Annotated in this window: 13 protein-coding genes and 2 pseudogenes; 1 reads left to right on the forward strand and 14 read right to left on the reverse strand. The window is 75.3% G+C overall.

From position 1 onward, the window contains the following. Nucleotides 1–29: 29 nt before the first annotated feature. A complete protein-coding gene (locus QQK22_RS06325) occupies nt 30–1,769 on the forward strand; it encodes a sensor histidine kinase (protein WP_284250176.1) in 1,740 nt (579 codons plus the stop codon). Here QQK22_RS06325 and QQK22_RS06330 read toward each other — a convergent pair. The 14 genes and pseudogenes from QQK22_RS06330 to QQK22_RS06395 all read right to left on the reverse strand — a co-directional run bounded on the left by QQK22_RS06330 (nt 1,744) and on the right by QQK22_RS06395 (nt 16,264). Continuing rightward, nucleotides 1,744–2,235, reverse strand: a complete 492-nt coding sequence (locus tag QQK22_RS06330) for a CoA-binding protein (RefSeq protein WP_284250177.1) — start codon at nt 2,233–2,235, stop codon at nt 1,744–1,746. The genes QQK22_RS06325 and QQK22_RS06330 overlap by 26 nt on opposite strands. Next, nucleotides 2,232–3,578 (reverse strand): O-acetylhomoserine aminocarboxypropyltransferase/cysteine synthase family protein, encoded by a 1,347-nt coding sequence (locus QQK22_RS06335; protein ID WP_284250178.1) that lies wholly within the window; start codon nt 3,576–3,578, stop codon nt 2,232–2,234. Before QQK22_RS06335 ends, QQK22_RS06330 begins: the two co-directional genes overlap by 4 nt. Next, nucleotides 3,575–5,563 (reverse strand): annotated as a pseudogene (gene acs, locus QQK22_RS06340) (acetate--CoA ligase); the annotation flags it as partial. The gene QQK22_RS06335 and the pseudogene acs, both read right to left, overlap by 4 nt. Nucleotides 5,564–5,699: 136 nt before the next feature. Continuing rightward, the gene (locus QQK22_RS06345) at nt 5,700–6,404 is read right to left on the reverse strand and encodes an ABC transporter permease (protein WP_431310138.1); all 705 of its coding nucleotides are present in this window, start codon (nt 6,402–6,404) and stop codon (nt 5,700–5,702) included. A gap of 268 nt (nt 6,405–6,672) precedes the next feature. After that, on the reverse strand, nt 6,673–7,752 hold the full coding sequence (locus QQK22_RS06350; RefSeq protein WP_284250179.1) for an aliphatic sulfonate ABC transporter substrate-binding protein: 1,080 nt from the start codon (nt 7,750–7,752) through the stop codon (nt 6,673–6,675). Further along, a pseudogene (locus QQK22_RS06355) lies at nt 7,749–8,689 on the reverse strand (ABC transporter ATP-binding protein). The gene QQK22_RS06350 and the pseudogene QQK22_RS06355 overlap by 4 nt, the downstream one beginning before the upstream one ends. A gap of 155 nt (nt 8,690–8,844) precedes the next feature. Continuing rightward, nucleotides 8,845–9,501 carry a Na+/H+ antiporter subunit E gene (locus tag QQK22_RS06360; protein WP_284250180.1) on the reverse strand — a complete coding sequence of 219 codons (657 nt, stop codon included), beginning with the start codon at nt 9,499–9,501 and terminating at the stop codon, nt 8,845–8,847. Between the two features lie 17 nt (nt 9,502–9,518). After that, the gene (locus QQK22_RS06365) at nt 9,519–11,291 is read right to left on the reverse strand and encodes a complex I subunit 5 family protein (protein WP_284250181.1); all 1,773 of its coding nucleotides are present in this window, start codon (nt 11,289–11,291) and stop codon (nt 9,519–9,521) included. Beyond that, on the reverse strand, nt 11,288–12,820 hold the full coding sequence (locus QQK22_RS06370; protein ID WP_284250182.1) for a complex I subunit 5 family protein: 1,533 nt from the start codon (nt 12,818–12,820) through the stop codon (nt 11,288–11,290). Before QQK22_RS06370 ends, QQK22_RS06365 begins: the two co-directional genes overlap by 4 nt. Continuing rightward, nucleotides 12,817–14,355 carry a complex I subunit 5 family protein gene (locus tag QQK22_RS06375; protein ID WP_348525517.1) on the reverse strand — a complete coding sequence of 513 codons (1,539 nt, stop codon included), beginning with the start codon at nt 14,353–14,355 and terminating at the stop codon, nt 12,817–12,819. The genes QQK22_RS06370 and QQK22_RS06375 overlap by 4 nt, the downstream gene beginning before the upstream one ends. Further along, the gene (locus QQK22_RS06380; RefSeq protein ID WP_284250184.1) at nt 14,291–14,677 is read right to left on the reverse strand and encodes an NADH-quinone oxidoreductase subunit K; all 387 of its coding nucleotides are present in this window, start codon (nt 14,675–14,677) and stop codon (nt 14,291–14,293) included. The genes QQK22_RS06375 and QQK22_RS06380 overlap by 65 nt, the downstream gene beginning before the upstream one ends. After that, on the reverse strand, nt 14,674–15,633 hold the full coding sequence (locus QQK22_RS06385) for a hydrogenase subunit MbhD domain-containing protein (RefSeq protein ID WP_284250185.1): 960 nt from the start codon (nt 15,631–15,633) through the stop codon (nt 14,674–14,676). The genes QQK22_RS06380 and QQK22_RS06385 overlap by 4 nt, the downstream gene beginning before the upstream one ends. After that, entirely contained in the window at nt 15,630–15,989 is a 360-nt protein-coding gene (locus QQK22_RS06390) for a monovalent cation/H(+) antiporter subunit G (protein WP_284250186.1), read from the reverse strand. The genes QQK22_RS06385 and QQK22_RS06390 overlap by 4 nt, the downstream gene beginning before the upstream one ends. Then, the gene (locus tag QQK22_RS06395; RefSeq protein ID WP_284250187.1) at nt 15,986–16,264 is read right to left on the reverse strand and encodes an MrpF/PhaF family protein; all 279 of its coding nucleotides are present in this window, start codon (nt 16,262–16,264) and stop codon (nt 15,986–15,988) included. Before QQK22_RS06395 ends, QQK22_RS06390 begins: the two co-directional genes overlap by 4 nt. Nucleotides 16,265–16,282: the final 18 nt, after the last annotated feature.

The raw sequence follows: 16,282 nt of genomic DNA on the forward strand, positions 1-16,282 counted from the left end.
CCGGCGCGGGCCGACCTACGGTGACGAGTGTGACGTCATCGCCGACCGCCCCGTCGTCCCGACCGACCGCCGGGGGCGCGGCTCGCCCCGTGCGCCGACGGGCGCTCCTGCTCCACCAGCTGCCCTTCGTCCTCGCCCTGGTGGTCGTGGTGGGCGTGGGGGCCGGGCTCCGCGCCGGCGGGTCCTCGGTGCACCCGGGCGTCGTCGGCCTCGTCGTCGTGCTGGCCCTCGCGTCCGTCGCGGTCACCGCCACCGTGCGCCGTCCCACGGGGGCGGGCGCGGTCGCGAGCGTCGTGACCCTGCAGGTGGCGACCGTCGCCGTCGTCGACGTGGCCCTGGTCCCTCCGGGGCCGCTCGCGTCCGGCCTGGTCCTGCTGCCCGCACTCGTGCTCGCCCACACCGCGGGCGGTCGCCTCGGTCCGTTCCTCCTCGCCGTCGCCCTCCCGCCGGCCCTGACGATCGGCAGCGCGGTGGTGGCGGGCGCACCCGCCGACGCCCTGGTGGGCGCGCTGCTGACCGACACCGCGGCCGTCACCGTGATCACGATGACCTTCCTGCGAACCCGGGGAGCACGCCACGGCCGGGCCGACGAGGCCGCGGAGCCGCCACCACAGCTCGTCGCCGACGCGATCGAGTCGGGGCTCACGGTCTACGACGCCGACGGCGGTGTCTCCGTGCGCAACCGCGCGATGGCGCGGCTCGCCGAGCGCTCGGGGTACGACTTCGAGCGACCCGGCGCCCAGCACATGTACCGCTCCGACCGCCGCACGCCCGTCGTCCCGGGTGCGCAGCCGGTGGAGCGGATGATGCGCGGCGAGGCCGTCGAGGGCGAGCTGTACTTCCTCGGCCCGCCCGGGGACCAGCGCGCCGTGGAGTTCACGGGCACCCGCCTCGTGGACGCCGCCGGCCCCGCGGGATGGGTGATGGCGGCGCACGACGTCACGGACCTCGCGAACGCGGTGACCACGCGGGAGGAGATGCTGCTGACCTTCACGCACGAGCTGCGCACCCCGCTGACCTCGATCATCGGATTCGCGGAGATGCTCCAGGACACCGCGGACCTGGAGGCGCTCGGGCTCGCCCGGCCGGTCGAGGTCATCCACCGCAACGCCACGCACCTGAGCACGCTGGTGCAGCACCTCCTGCAGGCCGGGGTCGAGGCGCACGCGCGGCTGTGCCCGGAACCCGGGGACGTCCTGGACGTCGCCCGCCAGACCGTCGCCTCGTTCGGACCCAAGGCCGCCGGCCGTGAGGTCGCGCTCGTGCTGGAGTCCGTGCACGACCACGTCGCCGGGACGTTCGACCCGCTCCGGCTGCGGCAGGCGCTCGAGAACCTCGTCTCGAACGCCCTCAAGTACACCCCCGCGGGCGGGCGCGCCCGCGTGGTCGTGACCGCCTCGGGCGAGGACGTGCGGATCGACGTCGTGGACGACGGACCCGGCATCGACCCGCAGGACCTCCCCCAGCTGTTCCAGCGCGGCTTCCGGTCGGTCTCCGCGCGGCGCACGGCGACCCCCGGCATGGGTCTCGGGCTCGCGATCGCCCGCGACGTCGCGCGGGCGCACGGCGGGGACGTGACCGTCGCCGAGCGCACGGGTCCGGGTGCGGCCTTCACCCTGCGGATCCCGCGCACCGCGGTGACCCACCCCGGTGGCGCCCCCGGCACCGGCCCGGCGACTGCTCCGGCCCCGGACCAGGACCAGGGCCCGACCAGGAGCCCGACCCCGGGCCCGTCCCCGTCGGCTAGCCGGGCGCGCGCCGGGAGCTGATCACGCCGGTGTCGAAGCCGGCCAGGTGCAGCCCGCCGTGGAAGCGCGCGTGCTCGATCTTCAGGCAGCGGTCCATCACGACGTCGAGCCCCGCCTCCTGACCGCGGCGCGCGACGTCCTCGTGCCACGAGCCGAGCTGCAGCCACAGGGCCTTCGCCCCGACCTCGAGCGTCTCCTCCAGCACCCCCGGGAGGTCGTCGTGGCGCCGGAAGACGTCGACGAGGTCCGGCACGACCGGGAGGTCGGCGAGCGAGGGGTAGACAGGGTGGCCGAGGATCTCGGACGCGCGCGGGTTGACGAAGTAGACGTCGTAGGGCGAGCTCGACAGGAGGTACGTCGCCACGAAGAAGCTCGCGCGCGCGGTGTTGGCCGAGGCACCCACGATCGCGACGGACCGCGTGCGGCGCAGCAGCGCGAGCCGCTCCGGGGCGCTCGGGCCGATCCAGGTGCGCGTGGCGGCGGTCATGCGGACACCTCCGCCGGGCTCGACGGCGACGTCGTCTCGTCGACGGCGGTCGCCGCCGTGAGCGCCTGGTCGAGGTCCCACAGGATGTCCTCGACGTCCTCCAGACCGACGCTGATGCGCACGAGGTCCTCCGTGATGCCGCCCGCGGCGAGCTGCTCGGCCGAGAGCTGCGCGTGCGTCGTCGAGGCGGGGTGGATGACGAGCGTGCGGGAGTCCCCCACGTTGGCGAGGTGGCTCGCGAGCTGCAGCGCCTCGATGAAGCGCCGTCCTGCGGTGCGGCCGTCGACGTCGTCCGTCGCAGCCACGCCGAAGGCGAAGACCGCCCCCGGCCCCTGCGGCAGGTAGCGCTGCGCCCGGTCGTGGTGGACGTGGCCGGGGAGTCCGGCCCAGTTCACGTACGTGACGCGCGGGTCCGCCTCGAGCCACTCCGCCACGGCGCGGGCGTTCGCCAGGTGCGCGTCCAGGCGCTGCGGCAGCGTCTCCACGCCCTGCAGCAGCGTGAAGGCCGACTGCGGCGAGAGCGAGGGGCCGATGTCGCGCAGCTGCTCCGAGCGCAGCTTGGTCAGAAAGCCGTACTCGCCGAAGTTGCCCCACCACTGCACGCCGCCGTAGGAGGCCACGGGCTCGGTCATCTGCGGGAACTTCCCGTTGCCCCAGTTGAACCGCCCGCTCTCCACCACGACGCCGCCCAGCGTGGTGCCGTGCCCGCCGAGGAACTTCGTGGCCGAGTGGATGACGATGTCGGCGCCGTGCTCGATCGGGCGCACGAGGTAGGGCGTGGTGAGCGTGGAGTCGACCACGAGCGGGATCCCCGCGGCGTGCGCGACCTCCGCGAGGCCGGCCAGGTCGGCGATCTCGCCGGACGGGTTGGCCACGACCTCGGTGTAGAGCACCTTGGTCTCCGGCCGGATCGCCGCGGCGTAGTTGGCCGGGTCGGTGCCGGCCACGAACGTGGTCTCGACGCCGAACCGGCGCAGCGTCACGTCCAGCTGCGTGACCGTGCCGCCGTAGAGCTGGGCGGAGGCGACCACGTGGTCCCCGGCGCCCACGAGCGCGGCGAACGTGATGAACTCCGCGGACATGCCGGACGCCGTCGCGACCGCCCCGATACCGCCCTCGAGCGAGGCGATGCGCTCCTCGAACGCCGCCACGGTGGGGTTGCCGAGGCGCGAGTAGATGTTGCCGTACTTCTGCAGCGCGAACAGGTTCGCGGCGTCGTCGGTGCCGGAGAAGACGAAGGACGTCGTCTGGTAGATCGGGACGGCGCGGGCACCGGTGGCGGAGTCGGGGACTCCCCCGGCGTGCAGCGCCCGCGTGCGGAAGCCCCAGGGGCGGTCGGTCATCGGGATGGCTCCTTCGTCGCCTCGGTCGGACGGGCCGGTGCGCCCGGCGCCGGCTGCGGCACGGGGACGCTCGCGTCGCCGTGCAGCAGGTGGTGGATCTGGTCGAGCACGTGCGCGTTCTGCAGCGACGTCGCGTCCCCCAGTGTCTCGCGGTCGTGCACCTGGGCGAGCAGCCGCCGCATGATCTTGCCCGACCGCGTGCGCGGCAGGTCGGGGACGAGGACGACGCGGCGCGGCTTCGCGACGGGACCGATCGCCGTCGCGACGTGCGCCCGCAGCTCCTCCTGCGCGGCGGCCGACGCGGCGCGCCAGCCCGCCGTGTCGGCGGGGTCTGCCGGCGGTCGCGACGGGATGACGAACGCCGTGATCGCCTGCCCGGTCACGGGGTCGGCCACGCCGGCCACCCCCGCCTCGCCCACGGCCGGGTGCGCCACCAGCGCCGACTCGACCTCGATGGTCGAGAGCCGGTGGCCGGAGACGTTGACGACGTCGTCGAGCCGCCCCAGCAGCCAGACGTCGCCGTCGGCGTCGGCGGTCGCGCCGTCGCCCGCGAGGAAGTACCCCTGGCCGTCCTCGCCTGCACCGGCGTACGCGCGCCAGTAGGAGTCGAGGTAGCGCTGCGGATCGCCCCACACGGTCCGCGCCATCCCGGGCCAGGGGCGGTCGACGACGAGGCGGCCGCCCGCGCCGCGGGCCACCTCCTTGCCCTCGGGGTCCACGACCTTGACCGAGATGCCCGGCGTGGCCCGCGTGGCCGACCCGGGCTTGAGCGTGCTGGACCCCGGGAGCGGTGCGATCATCGCCGCACCGGTCTCCGACTGCCACCACGTGTCCACCACGGGGGCGCTCCCGGCGCCGATCTGCTCGCGGAACCAGACCCAGGCCTCGGGGTTGATCGCCTCGCCGACCGTGCCGAGGAGGCGGATGCTGGACAGGTCGTGCTCGGGCGGCACGCCGTCCGGGAACCACGTCATCAGCGTGCGGATCAGCGTGGGCGCCGTGTAGTAGGTCGTGACGCCGTAGCGCTCGATGATCTCGAGGTGCCGGGTGCGCCGCGGGGTGTCGGGCGTGCCCTCGTAGATCACCTGGGTGAGCCCGTTCGCGAGCGGACCGTAGATCTCGTACGTGTGCGCCGTGACCCAGGCGAGGTCGGCGGTGCACCAGTGCACGTCGTCGGGCTTCGCGTCGAAGTGCGCCCAGTGCGTCCACGCCGCCTGCGTGAGGTATCCGCCACTGGTGTGCAGCAGTCCCTTCGGCCGCCCCGTGGTGCCGGAGGTGTAGATGATGAACAGCGGTGTCTCGGAGTCGAACGACTCCGCCTCGTGGACGGGGTCGGCGGTGTCCACGACGTCGTGCCACCACACGTCCCGGCCGGGGGTCCACGGCACGTCCTGCCCGGTGCGCCGCACCACGAGCACGTGCTCGACGTGGTCCAGCCCCGCGACGGCGTCGTCGGCGGTCGACTTGACCTCGACGGCGGCGCCGCGGCGGAACTGGCCGTCGCTCGTGACGAGCACCTTGGCACCGGTGTCCTCGACACGGAACCGCACGGCCTCGGCGGAGAACCCGCCGAACACGAGCGAGTGGATCGCGCCGATGCGCGCGATCGCCAGGGTCACCACGATCGTCTCCACGATCACCGGGAGGTAGACGACGACGCGGTCGCCCTTCCCGACGCCCAGCGCGGTCAGCGCGTGCGCGGCGCGCGAGACCTCCCGCTGCAGCTGTGCGTAGGTGAGCGAGCGGGCCTCGCCGCGCTCCCCCTCGGCGTGGATCGCGACCTTGTCGCCGCGGCCCTCCTGCACGTGCCGGTCCACGCAGTTGACCGCGACGTTGAGCCGGCCGCCGACGAACCAGCGCGCCTCGGGGACGGTCAGCTCGCCGTCGGCCCCGCCCTCGACCGGGACGGCCGGGGACCAGGTGTGGGCGGTGTGCCACGGGGTGTCCCAGCGCAGCCGGTGGGCCGCGCGCTCCCAGAACGCGACCGGGTCGCGCTCCCCTCGGCGAGCAGCCGCGCGTGCTCGGCGGCGTCGACGTTGGCGCTCGCGGCGAAGGCGGCGGGAGCCGGGTAGGTGCGGTACTCGGTCTGGAGGGCGGAGATGGCGGACTGCGGCACGTCGGTCACGACCACCGCCGCAGCAGGTGCTTCTCGGCGAGCCCGACGAGCGCGTTGGTCAGACCCCCGAGCAGCGCGAGCAGCACGATCGAGAGGATCATCCGGTCCACGCGGCCGTTCTGGCCCGAGTCGACCAGCAGGAACCCCAGGCCCATCGAGGAGTTCAGCAGCTCCGCCGCCACGAGGAACAGCCACGACTGGGCCAGCGCCAGCCGCAGGCCCGAGACGACCGAGGGGACGACGGCGGGCAGCTGGACGCGTGCCAGCAGCCGCGGCCCGGTCAGCCCGTAGGCGCGGCCGGCCTCGACCAGGTGCGGGTCCACGTGGCGCAGCGCGCCCGCGACCGTCGTGTACACGGGGAAGAACGCCCCGATCGCGATGAGAATGATCTTGCTGTCCTCGTTGATGCCCACCCACAGCACGAGCAGCGGGACCCAGGCGAGCGACGGAACGGCGCGCAGACCGTCGAAGGAGGGCGCGAGCAGCCCCCGCACGCGCGGCGAGAGCCCGACGACGGCGCCGAGCACCAGGCCGACCACGGCGCCGATCACGAAGCCGATGATCACGCGCTGGGTCGAGATCGCCACGTACTGCCCCAGCAGACCGCGCTGCGCGAGGTCGACGGCGGCGGTCCAGACCGAGGCCGGGGACGGCAGGCGGTAGGCCGGGACGCGGCCGGTCTCGGTGACGAAGGTCCACGCCGCGAGCACGAGGAGCGGGAGGATCGCGCCGACGGCGACCCGGCGCCAGCGGGACCCGCCGCCCCCGCCGCCGCGGAGGCGTCAGCCACTCCGCGGCGGCCGTTCGGACCGCGGCGGCCACCCCGGCCGCTGCTCACCGGTCCCGAGGCGGTGTCGTGCGGCGCGCCGTCGCCGGCGGTCGCGTGCGCTGCCTCCGGGGGTGCCCCGGTGCTGGTCGCGGTCAAGACGGCTCCTCGTGGATCGGTCGGTGCTGCGGAGGTGGCGGGCGGGCCCGACGTCAGTCGGCGATCGTGGCGGGGTCGGCCGCCTCGGCGTAGGTCGGCTCGAGCAGCTCCGCCAGCGCCGCGTCGATCTGGCTCTGGTCGGCGACGTCGCCGCCGTCGACGAAGAACGGGCCGACCACCTCGAGCACGGTGCGCTGCGCCTCGCCCGGAACGGGGTCGATGTCGACGGCGGTGCGCTCGGTGAGGACCTTCTCCGCGATCGCCCCGTCGATGCCGGCGGCCTCGGCGAGGATCGCGACGGCCTCGTCCGGGTTCGCCGCGACCCACTCGCGGGCCTTCGCGTAGGCGTCCACGACGACCTGGGCGAGGTCGGGGCTCTCGCTCAGGAAGCTCTCGGTGGCGTTCAGCAGGCCGTAGGTGTTGAAGTCGACGTTGCGGTACAGCAGCGTCGAGCCCGCCTCGATCTCGCTGGTGGCCATGAGGGGGTCGAGGCCGGCCCACGCGTCGACGGCGCCGCTCTCGAGCGCGGCCTTCCCGTCAGCGTGCTGGAGGTTCTGGACCTCGACGTCCTCCAGGCCGAGCCCGGCCTCGTCGAGCGCCTGCAGCAGGAAGAAGTACGGGTCGGTGCCCTTGGTCGCGGCGACGGAGGTCCCGGCGAGGTCGGCGACCGACGTGATCGCGGAGCCCTCGGGCACGACGATGGCGGCCCACTCCGGCTGCGAGTAGACGTAGATCGAGTGGATGGGCGACCCGTTCGACCGCGCGAGCAGAGCCGCCGAGCCCGCTGTCGAGCCAACGTCGACGACGCCCGCGCGCAGCGCCTCGTTAGCCTTGTTCGACCCCGCCGACTGCACCCAGGTGACCTCGACGTCGTCGCCGAGCGTCGCCTCGAGCCACCCCTGGTCCTTGATGACCAGGCTGAGCGGGTTGTACGTCGCGAAGTCGATCGCGAGCGTGTCGTCGCTCCAGCCGTCGGTCTCGCCTGTCGCGGCCCCACCGGGGTCGGCGGCGCCGCCCTCCCCGGCGACGCAGCCGGTCAGGGCGAGAGCCGCGGCGAGACCGGCCGCCGACAGGGCGAGCACGGGCTGGGTGCGCACGGCGGCGGTCGCTGCGCGCCAGGGGCGGATCGTCATGCGGACTCCTGGGTGGGGGCTGAGGGGGTGGCTGGGGTGATGGTCGGGGCGTCGCCGTCGTGCGCCGCGGCTGCGGACTCGGCGGTCTGCGCGCCGGCGACGCGCGCCGGGACCCCGAGGCCGCCGAGCAGCTCGGCGCGCAGCGCCGCGAGCGCGGGGTCGGCGTGGTCGCGGGGGCGCGGACCCGGGACGTCGATGACGTCGCGGACCGACGCCGCCCCCGGGGCTCCGACGGGTGCCGCCGGGTCGATCGTGCGCAGCACGACGATGCGGTCGGCGAGCACGAGCGCCTCGTCGACGTCGTGCGTGACGAGCACGACGGTGGTCGGCTCGGCGGCGTGGATCGTGAGCAGGAGGTCCTGCATCTTCAGGCGCGTGAGCGCGTCGAGGGCGCCGAACGGCTCGTCGAGCAGCAGGACCGCGGGGTTGCGGGCGAGGGCGCGCGCGAGCGAGGCGCGCTGGGCCATGCCGCCCGAGACCTGGCGGGGCCGCAGGTCGGCCGACGCCGTGAGGCCCACCAGCTCCAGGAGCTCCGCCACGCGAGCGGCACCGGCGGCCTTGGGCGTACCCCGAGGAAGCCCGAGGCGCACGTTCTGCGCGAGGGTGCGCCACGGCAGCAGGCGCGGTTCCTGGAAGGCGACGGCGGTGCGCGGGTCGACGCCGGCCACGGCGCTCGACCCGATGAGGATCTCCCCGCGGTCGGGTGGTCGAGCCCGCTGATCTGACGCAGCAGCGTCGACTTCCCGCAGCCCGAGGTGCCGAGCACCGCGACGATCTCCCCGGCCGCGATCTCGAGGTCCACGCCGGCCAGCACGGGGCGCGGCCCGGCGGGGGTGGTGAACGTGCGCTGCACGTCACGCAGCGCGACGGCCTCGGCAGTCTGGGCGTGCACGGGCGTCGCGGCGTTCGGGCGCGCGGGGCGTGCGGTGAGCGACATCGGGTCCTCGGTCTGCCGGGTGTCCCGGCGGGCAGGTGGACGGGCGGGCGGGACGCCGCCGCAGCAGCACCCTCGGCCAGCAGGCTACGAACGAGGATGGCGTCGATCCACCGCGGCCCGATTCCTCTTACATCGTGAGACGACGCGACCGTTCGTCAAGACGCGTCGCGGTGCCCCGGGCCGGGAAGCGCCGCGGCCAGCCGCCGTTCGAGCTCGACCGCCGCGCCTGCGACGTCCAGCTCGGGGCTGATGACGTGGACGTCCAGCACCGCCCGTCCACCCTCGCCGCCGGACCCGCCGTCGTCCGTCCCGTCGTCCGCACCGTCGGCGTCGCGCACGGTGGCCGTCAGGGTCCCGGGCATGAGGTTCATGACGAACGCGAACACCACCCGCGGCGCGCCCGCGGGCAGCCGGCACTCCACCGTCGTCCAGCACGGGTCGACGTCCGCGTGCGGCAGCCGGAGCGTCCGCCGGGCGACGTCGACGCCCCCGGCCACGGACCGGGCGAGGATCCAGCCGGTGAGCGAGGCGAGAGCAGCCGCGCGACGCGCCGTTCCGCGCACCGCGTCCCCGCCGCGGCGGCCGCGGGCTGGCCCACCCGTCACCACGAGACTGACCCCGACACCGACCGCGATCGCCGGCGCGGCGTAGACGAGCGCGGAGGCGTCCGCCTCCGTGACGGCGACCCACACGAGGGCGATCAGCAGCGCCCGGAGCACGATCGAGCGCGCCCAGGCACCCGCGCCGGCGCGCCGTCCGTCCCGACGGCCGCCCCGACCGACGCCCGCACGATCGTCGCGCCCGCCGGCCACGTCCCGCTCCCGTTCCGTCACCGCGCCACCGCCCACACGAGACCCGCTGCGAGGAGCACGAGCAGCACGACACCCGAGGCCGCCCACGGTCCGACCCGACGCTGCAGGTGCTCGAGCGCCGCGCTGGGCCGAGGCCACGCCGCGACCCGCTCGGCGGCGCTGCCGCGCCAGGCACCGGCGCGCTCGAACCCGCGGGTCGCGGCGGCCACGGCGGCGCGCACGGCCCGCTCCTCCACCGCCACGACGTCACCGGGCGGCACGAGGTCGCCGCGCGGGTGCGCCAGGCGCGTGTCCGCGAACCGAGGCCGCCGCGCGACCCGCACCGCCGCCGCCCCGAGCGCCAGGCCGAGCACGACCGGCCACGCCTGCGCGGCCAGCGCCGCGGAATCGAGCAGACCGGGAACGGACAGGACGTCGTCGTACCGCTGGGCGAGCGCGAGCACCGGGACGACGGCGGCGATCCCGAGCAGGGCCCAGGCGGCGTCACGCGTGCGCGGCGTGGGCCGCACGTCGCGCTCGCGGCGGTGCATCACGACGGCGAACCGCACGAGCAGCAGGGTCGACCCGAGGCCGACCAGCGGCAGCACGTCCGCCAGCGGCGCACCCAGGAGCGGGACGGCGACGTCGCCCACCGCCTCCTTCGCCACGTACTTGGCCACGAACCCGCCGGTCATCGGCAGCCCGGCCAGCGACGCCCCGGCGACCCCCAGCACGAGGGCGACGGCGCGGCGCGGGAGCCGTTCGGCGTCCCACGCCTGCACCCCGAGGAACAGCACCCCCTTGGCGAGCCCGTGGTGCACGGCGTACACGACCGCCGCGAGCACGCACGCGGGCGCGAGTCCCGGATCGAGCAGCGCTGAGCCGACGAGCGCGGTGAGGAACCCCATCTGGCTGATGCTGCTGTACGCGAGGATCACCTTCGGGTCGTCCTGGAGCAGCCCGACCGGCACCGCGAGGAACGCGCCGGCGAGCGCGAGCGCCAGCACCAGCGCGCCCCAGCCGGGTTCGCCGTCGCCCTCGCCCAGCGGCAGGAACCGCAGCCACCCGACGAGCCCGGCCTTGAGCATGACGCCGGAGAGGACCGCGCTCGCCGGGGTCGGCGCCGCCGGGTGCGCCAGCGGGAGCCACACGTGCAGCGGGACCGTGCCCGCCTTCACCCCGAATCCCGCGACGAGCAGGACGATGATGAGGCCGGACGACGGCGAACCGGCCACCGCGGCGGGCACGTCGGCCACCCGCACGGCCCCGGCCGACGCGACCAGGAGGAGCGCACCGAGCACGGCCGCCTCACCGAGCACCGCGAGCACCAGGTAGACGGTGCCCGCGCGCCGCGACAGCGTCGTGCCGGTGTGGATGACGGCGGCGTACCCGACGAAGCTCACCAGCGTGAAGGACAGGTAGAAGGTCACGACGTCGGAAGCCACGAACACGCCGACGTTGCCGACCAGGCACAGCAGCAGGAACGCGGTCAGGACCTCACCGCGCCGCGTCGTCGCGCGCGGCACGAACGCGAGGGCGAGGGCGTACAGGGCGGCTGCGAGGCCCACGAGCGGGCGGCCGACGTCGTCGAGCGCCGCTCCCGACCCGAGCAGGAACCACTCGGCGCGGTGCTCGCCGTCGTCCCCCAGCAGCGCGAGTGCGCCGGCGGGCAGGGCACCCAGCCACGCGTACCTGCCGAGGGCACCGTGCACCGCGGCCACGCGCGCCGAACGCGCACGCCCGGTGGCACCGATGGCGGCGGCCAGCAGCAGCGGGACGGCGATCGTCGCCGTCAGGAGCAGGCCGGTCACGGGAGCACCTGCCCGGCGATGACCTGGGCGATCGCCCACGGCGAGTACGGCAGGCCGGCGGCGACCCCGAGCGCGATCGTGAGCGCCGCCGTCACCACCGGGGGTGCGACGAGCGCGAGCGGCGCGCCGAGCCGGGCGCGCGGGCGCGCACCGTCGTCCTCCTGCGCCCACGGTGCGTCGTCGGCGGGCGGCAGGGCCCACATCCGGTAGACGACCGGCAGGAAGTAGGCGGCGTTCAGGACCGTGCTGGTCAGCAGCACGGGTACGACCCAGCCGTCGCCGGCCTGGAGCGCACCCGAGGCGAGCGCCCACTTCGAGACGAACCCGGCCAGCGGCGGCAGCCCGATCATCCCGAGCGCGGCCACGGTGAAGGCCGCCCCCGCGAGCGGCATTCGCCGCCCCACCCCGGCGAGCTCGCTGACGCGGCTCACCCGCAGCTCCTCCGCGAACAGTCCCGCGCAGAAGAACAGCGTGATCTTCATGACCCCCTGGTTCACCACGTGCACGAGCGCCCCCGCGACCGCGAGCGGGCTGAGCAGCGCGGCGCCGAGCGCGACGTAGGACAGCTGCGAGACCGTGGAGTAGGCCAGCCGCTTCTTGAGGTCGTCCTGCGTCAGCGCGCGCACGGAGCCGTAGAGGATCGTCACCGCGGCGGTGACGGCGAGCACCGTCAGCAACCCGAGGCGCGCGAGCAGCTCGGCGCCGAACACGTCGTGCACGACCCGCACGACGCCGAACGCGCCCGCCTTCACGACGGCGACGGCGTGCAGCAGCGCGCTCACCGGAGCCGGCGCGACCATCGCGGCGGGCAGCCACCCGTGCAGCGGCAGGATCGCCGCCTTCACGCCGACGCCCACGAGCATCATCGCGGCGATCGCGGTCACCGTGACCGGCTCCTCCTGCGCGAGGCGCGCGACGGCGTCGACGCCGCCCGAGGTGAACTCGACCGGCCCGACCTCGGCGGTCAGCCAGACCACGCCGGCGAGCAGGACCACGCCACCGGTGAGGGTGTAGGCGAGGTAGCGGCGCGCCCCCGCGAAGGCCGCGGCGGTGCCGCGGTGCGCGACCAGCGGGTAGGTCACGAGCGTGAGCATCTCGAAGAAGATCAGGAAGGTCAGCAGATTGCCCGCGAGACCGATGCCCGCCGTCGCGGTGACGCAGAGGCTGAAGAAGCCGAAGAATCGACTCCGGTTGGGCGAGCCCTCCAGGTAGCCCACGGCGTAGACGGTGGTCACCAGCCAGAGCACCGCCGAGAGCGCCCCGAAGAACAGGCCGAACGAGTCCGTCACCAGCACGATCTCGATGCCGGGCACCCACTCGAAGGACGCGCGCTGCTTCTCCCCGTTCACCACGGGCGGGATCAGCGCGACCACGAGCGCGATCTTCACCAGCGCCCCGCCGAGGTTGATCGCGGTCCGCGTGCGCACCTGCCCCTCCCGCAGCGGGAAGATCGCGAGCGCGGGCAGCAGCGAGGCGAGCAGCACGAGGTACGGGATCGGGCTCGCGGTCACGACGGCGTCGGGCGTCATTGCGCACCTCCGACGAATCCGGCCTCGAGGACCTCCACCAGCGGCGCTGCGGCCAGGCCCAGCACGAGGGCGAGCAGGGCGAGCACGAACGGCACGATAGTGAGGACCCCGCCGACCGCGACGGCCGGCCGCGGGACGTCCGGCTCGCCGGGGACGTTGAACGTGGCCCGGACCATCGCCGCGGTGTAGGCGAACGCGAGCAGACCGCCCACGAGCAGCGGGAGGAACCACCACCACTCGTCGGACGCGACCGCGGAGGTCAGAAGCTGCCACTTGGGCACGAATCCGAGCGTGGGTGGCAGACCCGCGAGGCTGACACCGGCGATCGCGAGCGCCGCGACCGTCATCGGCATCCGGGTCACGGCGCCGCGCAGCCCCTCGAGCCGGTCGCTGCCGTAGGCGAGCGCCAGCGTGCCCGCCGCCAGGAACATCGCGGCCTTGGCCAGCCCGTGCGCGACCGCCATCGTGACGCCGCCGCTCCACCCGGCGACCGCGGCGTCGTCGAGCACGCCGTCGAGCGGGGCGGCGAGCGCGAGCACCAGCACGAGGTAGCCGACCTGCGAGACGGTGGAGTAGGCGACGATCTGCTTGAGCCGCCGGCGTCGCAGCGCCATCACGGCGCCCGCCACGACGGCGACGGCCCCGAGCGCGGCCACGGCCGTGCCCACGCGTGCGGCCGCGGGCGTGCCGGGGGCGAGCTGGAACCACACGCGCCACAGCACCACGAGCGACGCCTTGATCACGAGGGCGGACAGCACCGCGCTCACCGCGGCGGGGGCGGCCGGGTGCGCCACGGGCAGCCACGAGTGGAGCGGCACGAGCGCGATCTTGGCGCCGAGCCCGACGGCGCACAGCACCAGCACCACGGGCAGCAGCGGGCTGTCGGCCATCCCCTCACCCGCGAGGGCGATGTCGAGCGTGCCGGTCTCGCCGTAGACGAGCGCGACCGCGAGCAGGAACAGCAGCGACCCGACGACGGCGACGTACAGGTACCGCAGCGCGGCGCCGGCCGCGCCCGACCCCCGAGGGCCACGAGGCAGACGGCCGCGACGGTCACCAGCTCGAGCGTCACGTAGGCGTTGAACAGGTCGCCCGCGACCCACACGCCGTTGAGCGCACCGAGCAGCAGGAGCCACAACGGCCAGAAGGCCCCGGTACCGCGGACCTTCGCGTGCCCGGTCGCGTACAGCGTCACGGCGGGGGCGACGACGGCGGTCAGCCCGAGCATCGCGGCCGTGACCGCGTCCGCCCGCAGCGCGAGTCCGACCGGGAGGTCCCACCCCGCCAGCACGACCTCGGCGGTGCCGGTGCGCGCGACGTCGAGCGCCACCACGAGGGAGGCGAGCGCGGTCGCGACGACGACCACGACGGCGACCGCGGCCCTCGCGCGCTCGGGCACGACCGCGAGCGCGCCGCCGGCCGCGACGGGCAGCAGCACCAGGAGCGGAAGCAGCACCGTGGTCACCTCGCTCACGCGCCACCTCCCCGGCCGCCACCTTCGGCGCGCTCGTCCGGCTCCGCGTCCGTGACGTCACCGTCGTCGTCGACGGCCTCGTCCTCCTCGTCGGCGTCGCGGACGCGCCGCGCCAGCGCGAGGGCCAGGGCCGTGACGGCCGCCATGATCACGATGCCGGTGAGCACGAGCGCCTGCGGCACCGCATCGGGGTCGACGGCGTCGCCCCCGTCGGTGGCGCCGGTCCCCCGCAGCGCCAGCGCCAGCAGCACCATCATCACGCCGCCGGAGGCGACGTTGAGCGCCACGATCCGGCGCACGTGGTCACGCACGAGCAGGTGCCCGAGCAGACCGACCACCAGGACCAGCACCCCGGTCAGGAGGGTGAGCCCGACGAGGCTCATGCGCCCTGCTCCTCGGCGTCGACGTCGGCGTCCGCGCGCGCCGCCAGGAACATCGCCGCCAGGCCGGCCGCGATGCTGAGGGCGAGCACGGTCTCGACCGCGAGGATGAGCGCACCGGCGGCGGACCGCGGCAGCACGAGCCAGCCGCCGGCCGTCGCGGCGGTCGCGGCGGCGAGCGCGACGAACGCCAGCAGCCCGCCCACGACGGCGACGGTGCCCGCCCGCCCGCGCGGACCGGCCACACGCACCCCGGCCAGGTGGGCGACAACGAGCGCGGCACCCAGCAGGGCCCCGGCCTGGAACGCGCCGCCCGGACGCGTGGTGCCGGCCACGAGCAGCCAGGTGCTGAGCAGCGCGAGCACGGGCAGCAGCACCACGGCCAGCAGCCGCACGGCGGGCGAGGGAGCGGCAGGGGCGGAGATCCGCCGTCGGGCGAGCGCGCCCGCGCCCAGGGCGGCGGCGGTGAGCACGGCGATCTCCAGCAGCGTGTCGTAGGAGCGGTAGTTGAGCAGCACCGCGGTCACGGGGTGCTCGACACCGGAGTCGGGCACGGCGGCGATCGCCTCGTCCGCGAGCGGGCTGCGGCCCGACGGCAGCCGTCGGACGGCGGCGCCCAGCGCGAGGGTCGTCGCCGCTCCCGCGAGGCCGCCCACGACCAGGCGGGCGATCATCGCGACCCGGGCGCGCCCGGCGCCGGTGGAGGGCGGCTGCGGCGGCCGGCGGTCGGACAGGGCGTCCACCAGCAGCGCCCCGGCCACCCCGCCGCCGAGCGCGGCCTCGGCCAGCGCGACGTCGGGCGCTCCGAGCCGCGCCCACAGCACCGCCACGACGATCCCGAACACGAGGAACGCCGCGGTCGCGGCCGCGCGTCGCGGCGCGAGCACGGCGACCACCGCGACCAGGAGGACCGCGGCGAGCAGGGCGACGTCGAGCACGCCGACCTCGGGGCCGGTCACGGGGCCACCTCCTCGGATGCGTCGGAGCCGTCGCGCCGCTCGTCGTCAGCATCGGTGGCACGGTCACGGCGCGCGAGCAGGTGGCCGTTGGCCGCCGTCGCGAGCAGGGCGAGGAGCCACACGAGCACGAGCTTGGCGGCCACTCCCCCGCCCTCGTCACCCGTGACGGCGCGCAGCACGAGCGCGGCCACGATCAGACCGAGACCCAGGTTGTCGGCCTTCGCGACGGCGTGCAGGCGCGTGGCGAGGTCGGGCAGCCGCAGCACCCCCACCGTGCCGACGACGACGAACAGCGTGCCGACGGCGAGCAGCGCGACCACCACGACGTCGACCACGACCCCGACCCCACCGCTCACCGGTCGCCCCGCCGATCGCGTGAGCGCAGGACGAGCACCACGACGGTCGCGAGGGCGACCACGGTCAGCGCGGTGTCGCGCAGGGGCGGGAGGTCCGCGGCGGCGGCGAGCACGAGCAGCAGGGCGGTGCCGGTGGTGCCGAGCAGGACGAACGCCGTCAGGCGATCAGCCGTGGTCGGGCCGGCCACCGCACGCCACAGCCCGGCGACGATGCCGGCCAGGAGCACCACGGCGACGACGGTGAGCGCCCCGTCCACGACGACGTCCACGTGCACCACCTCTCCTCAGCCGGC

This window comes from Litorihabitans aurantiacus, assembly GCF_030161595.1.
GTDB lineage: Bacteria > Actinomycetota > Actinomycetes > Actinomycetales > Beutenbergiaceae > Litorihabitans > Litorihabitans aurantiacus.

Coding starts and splice junctions, on each gene's coding strand:
- QQK22_RS06350 (WP_284250179.1), bottom strand. CDS start 7,752: ATGACGATCCGCCCCTGGCGCGCAGCGACCGCCGCCGTGCGCACCCAG.
- QQK22_RS06380 (WP_284250184.1), bottom strand. CDS start 14,677: ATGAGCCTCGTCGGGCTCACCCTCCTGACCGGGGTGCTGGTCCTGGTG.
- QQK22_RS06330 (WP_284250177.1), bottom strand. CDS start 2,235: ATGACCGCCGCCACGCGCACCTGGATCGGCCCGAGCGCCCCGGAGCGG.
- QQK22_RS06335 (WP_284250178.1), bottom strand. CDS start 3,578: ATGACCGACCGCCCCTGGGGCTTCCGCACGCGGGCGCTGCACGCCGGG.
- QQK22_RS06370 (WP_284250182.1), bottom strand. CDS start 12,820: ATGACGCCCGACGCCGTCGTGACCGCGAGCCCGATCCCGTACCTCGTG.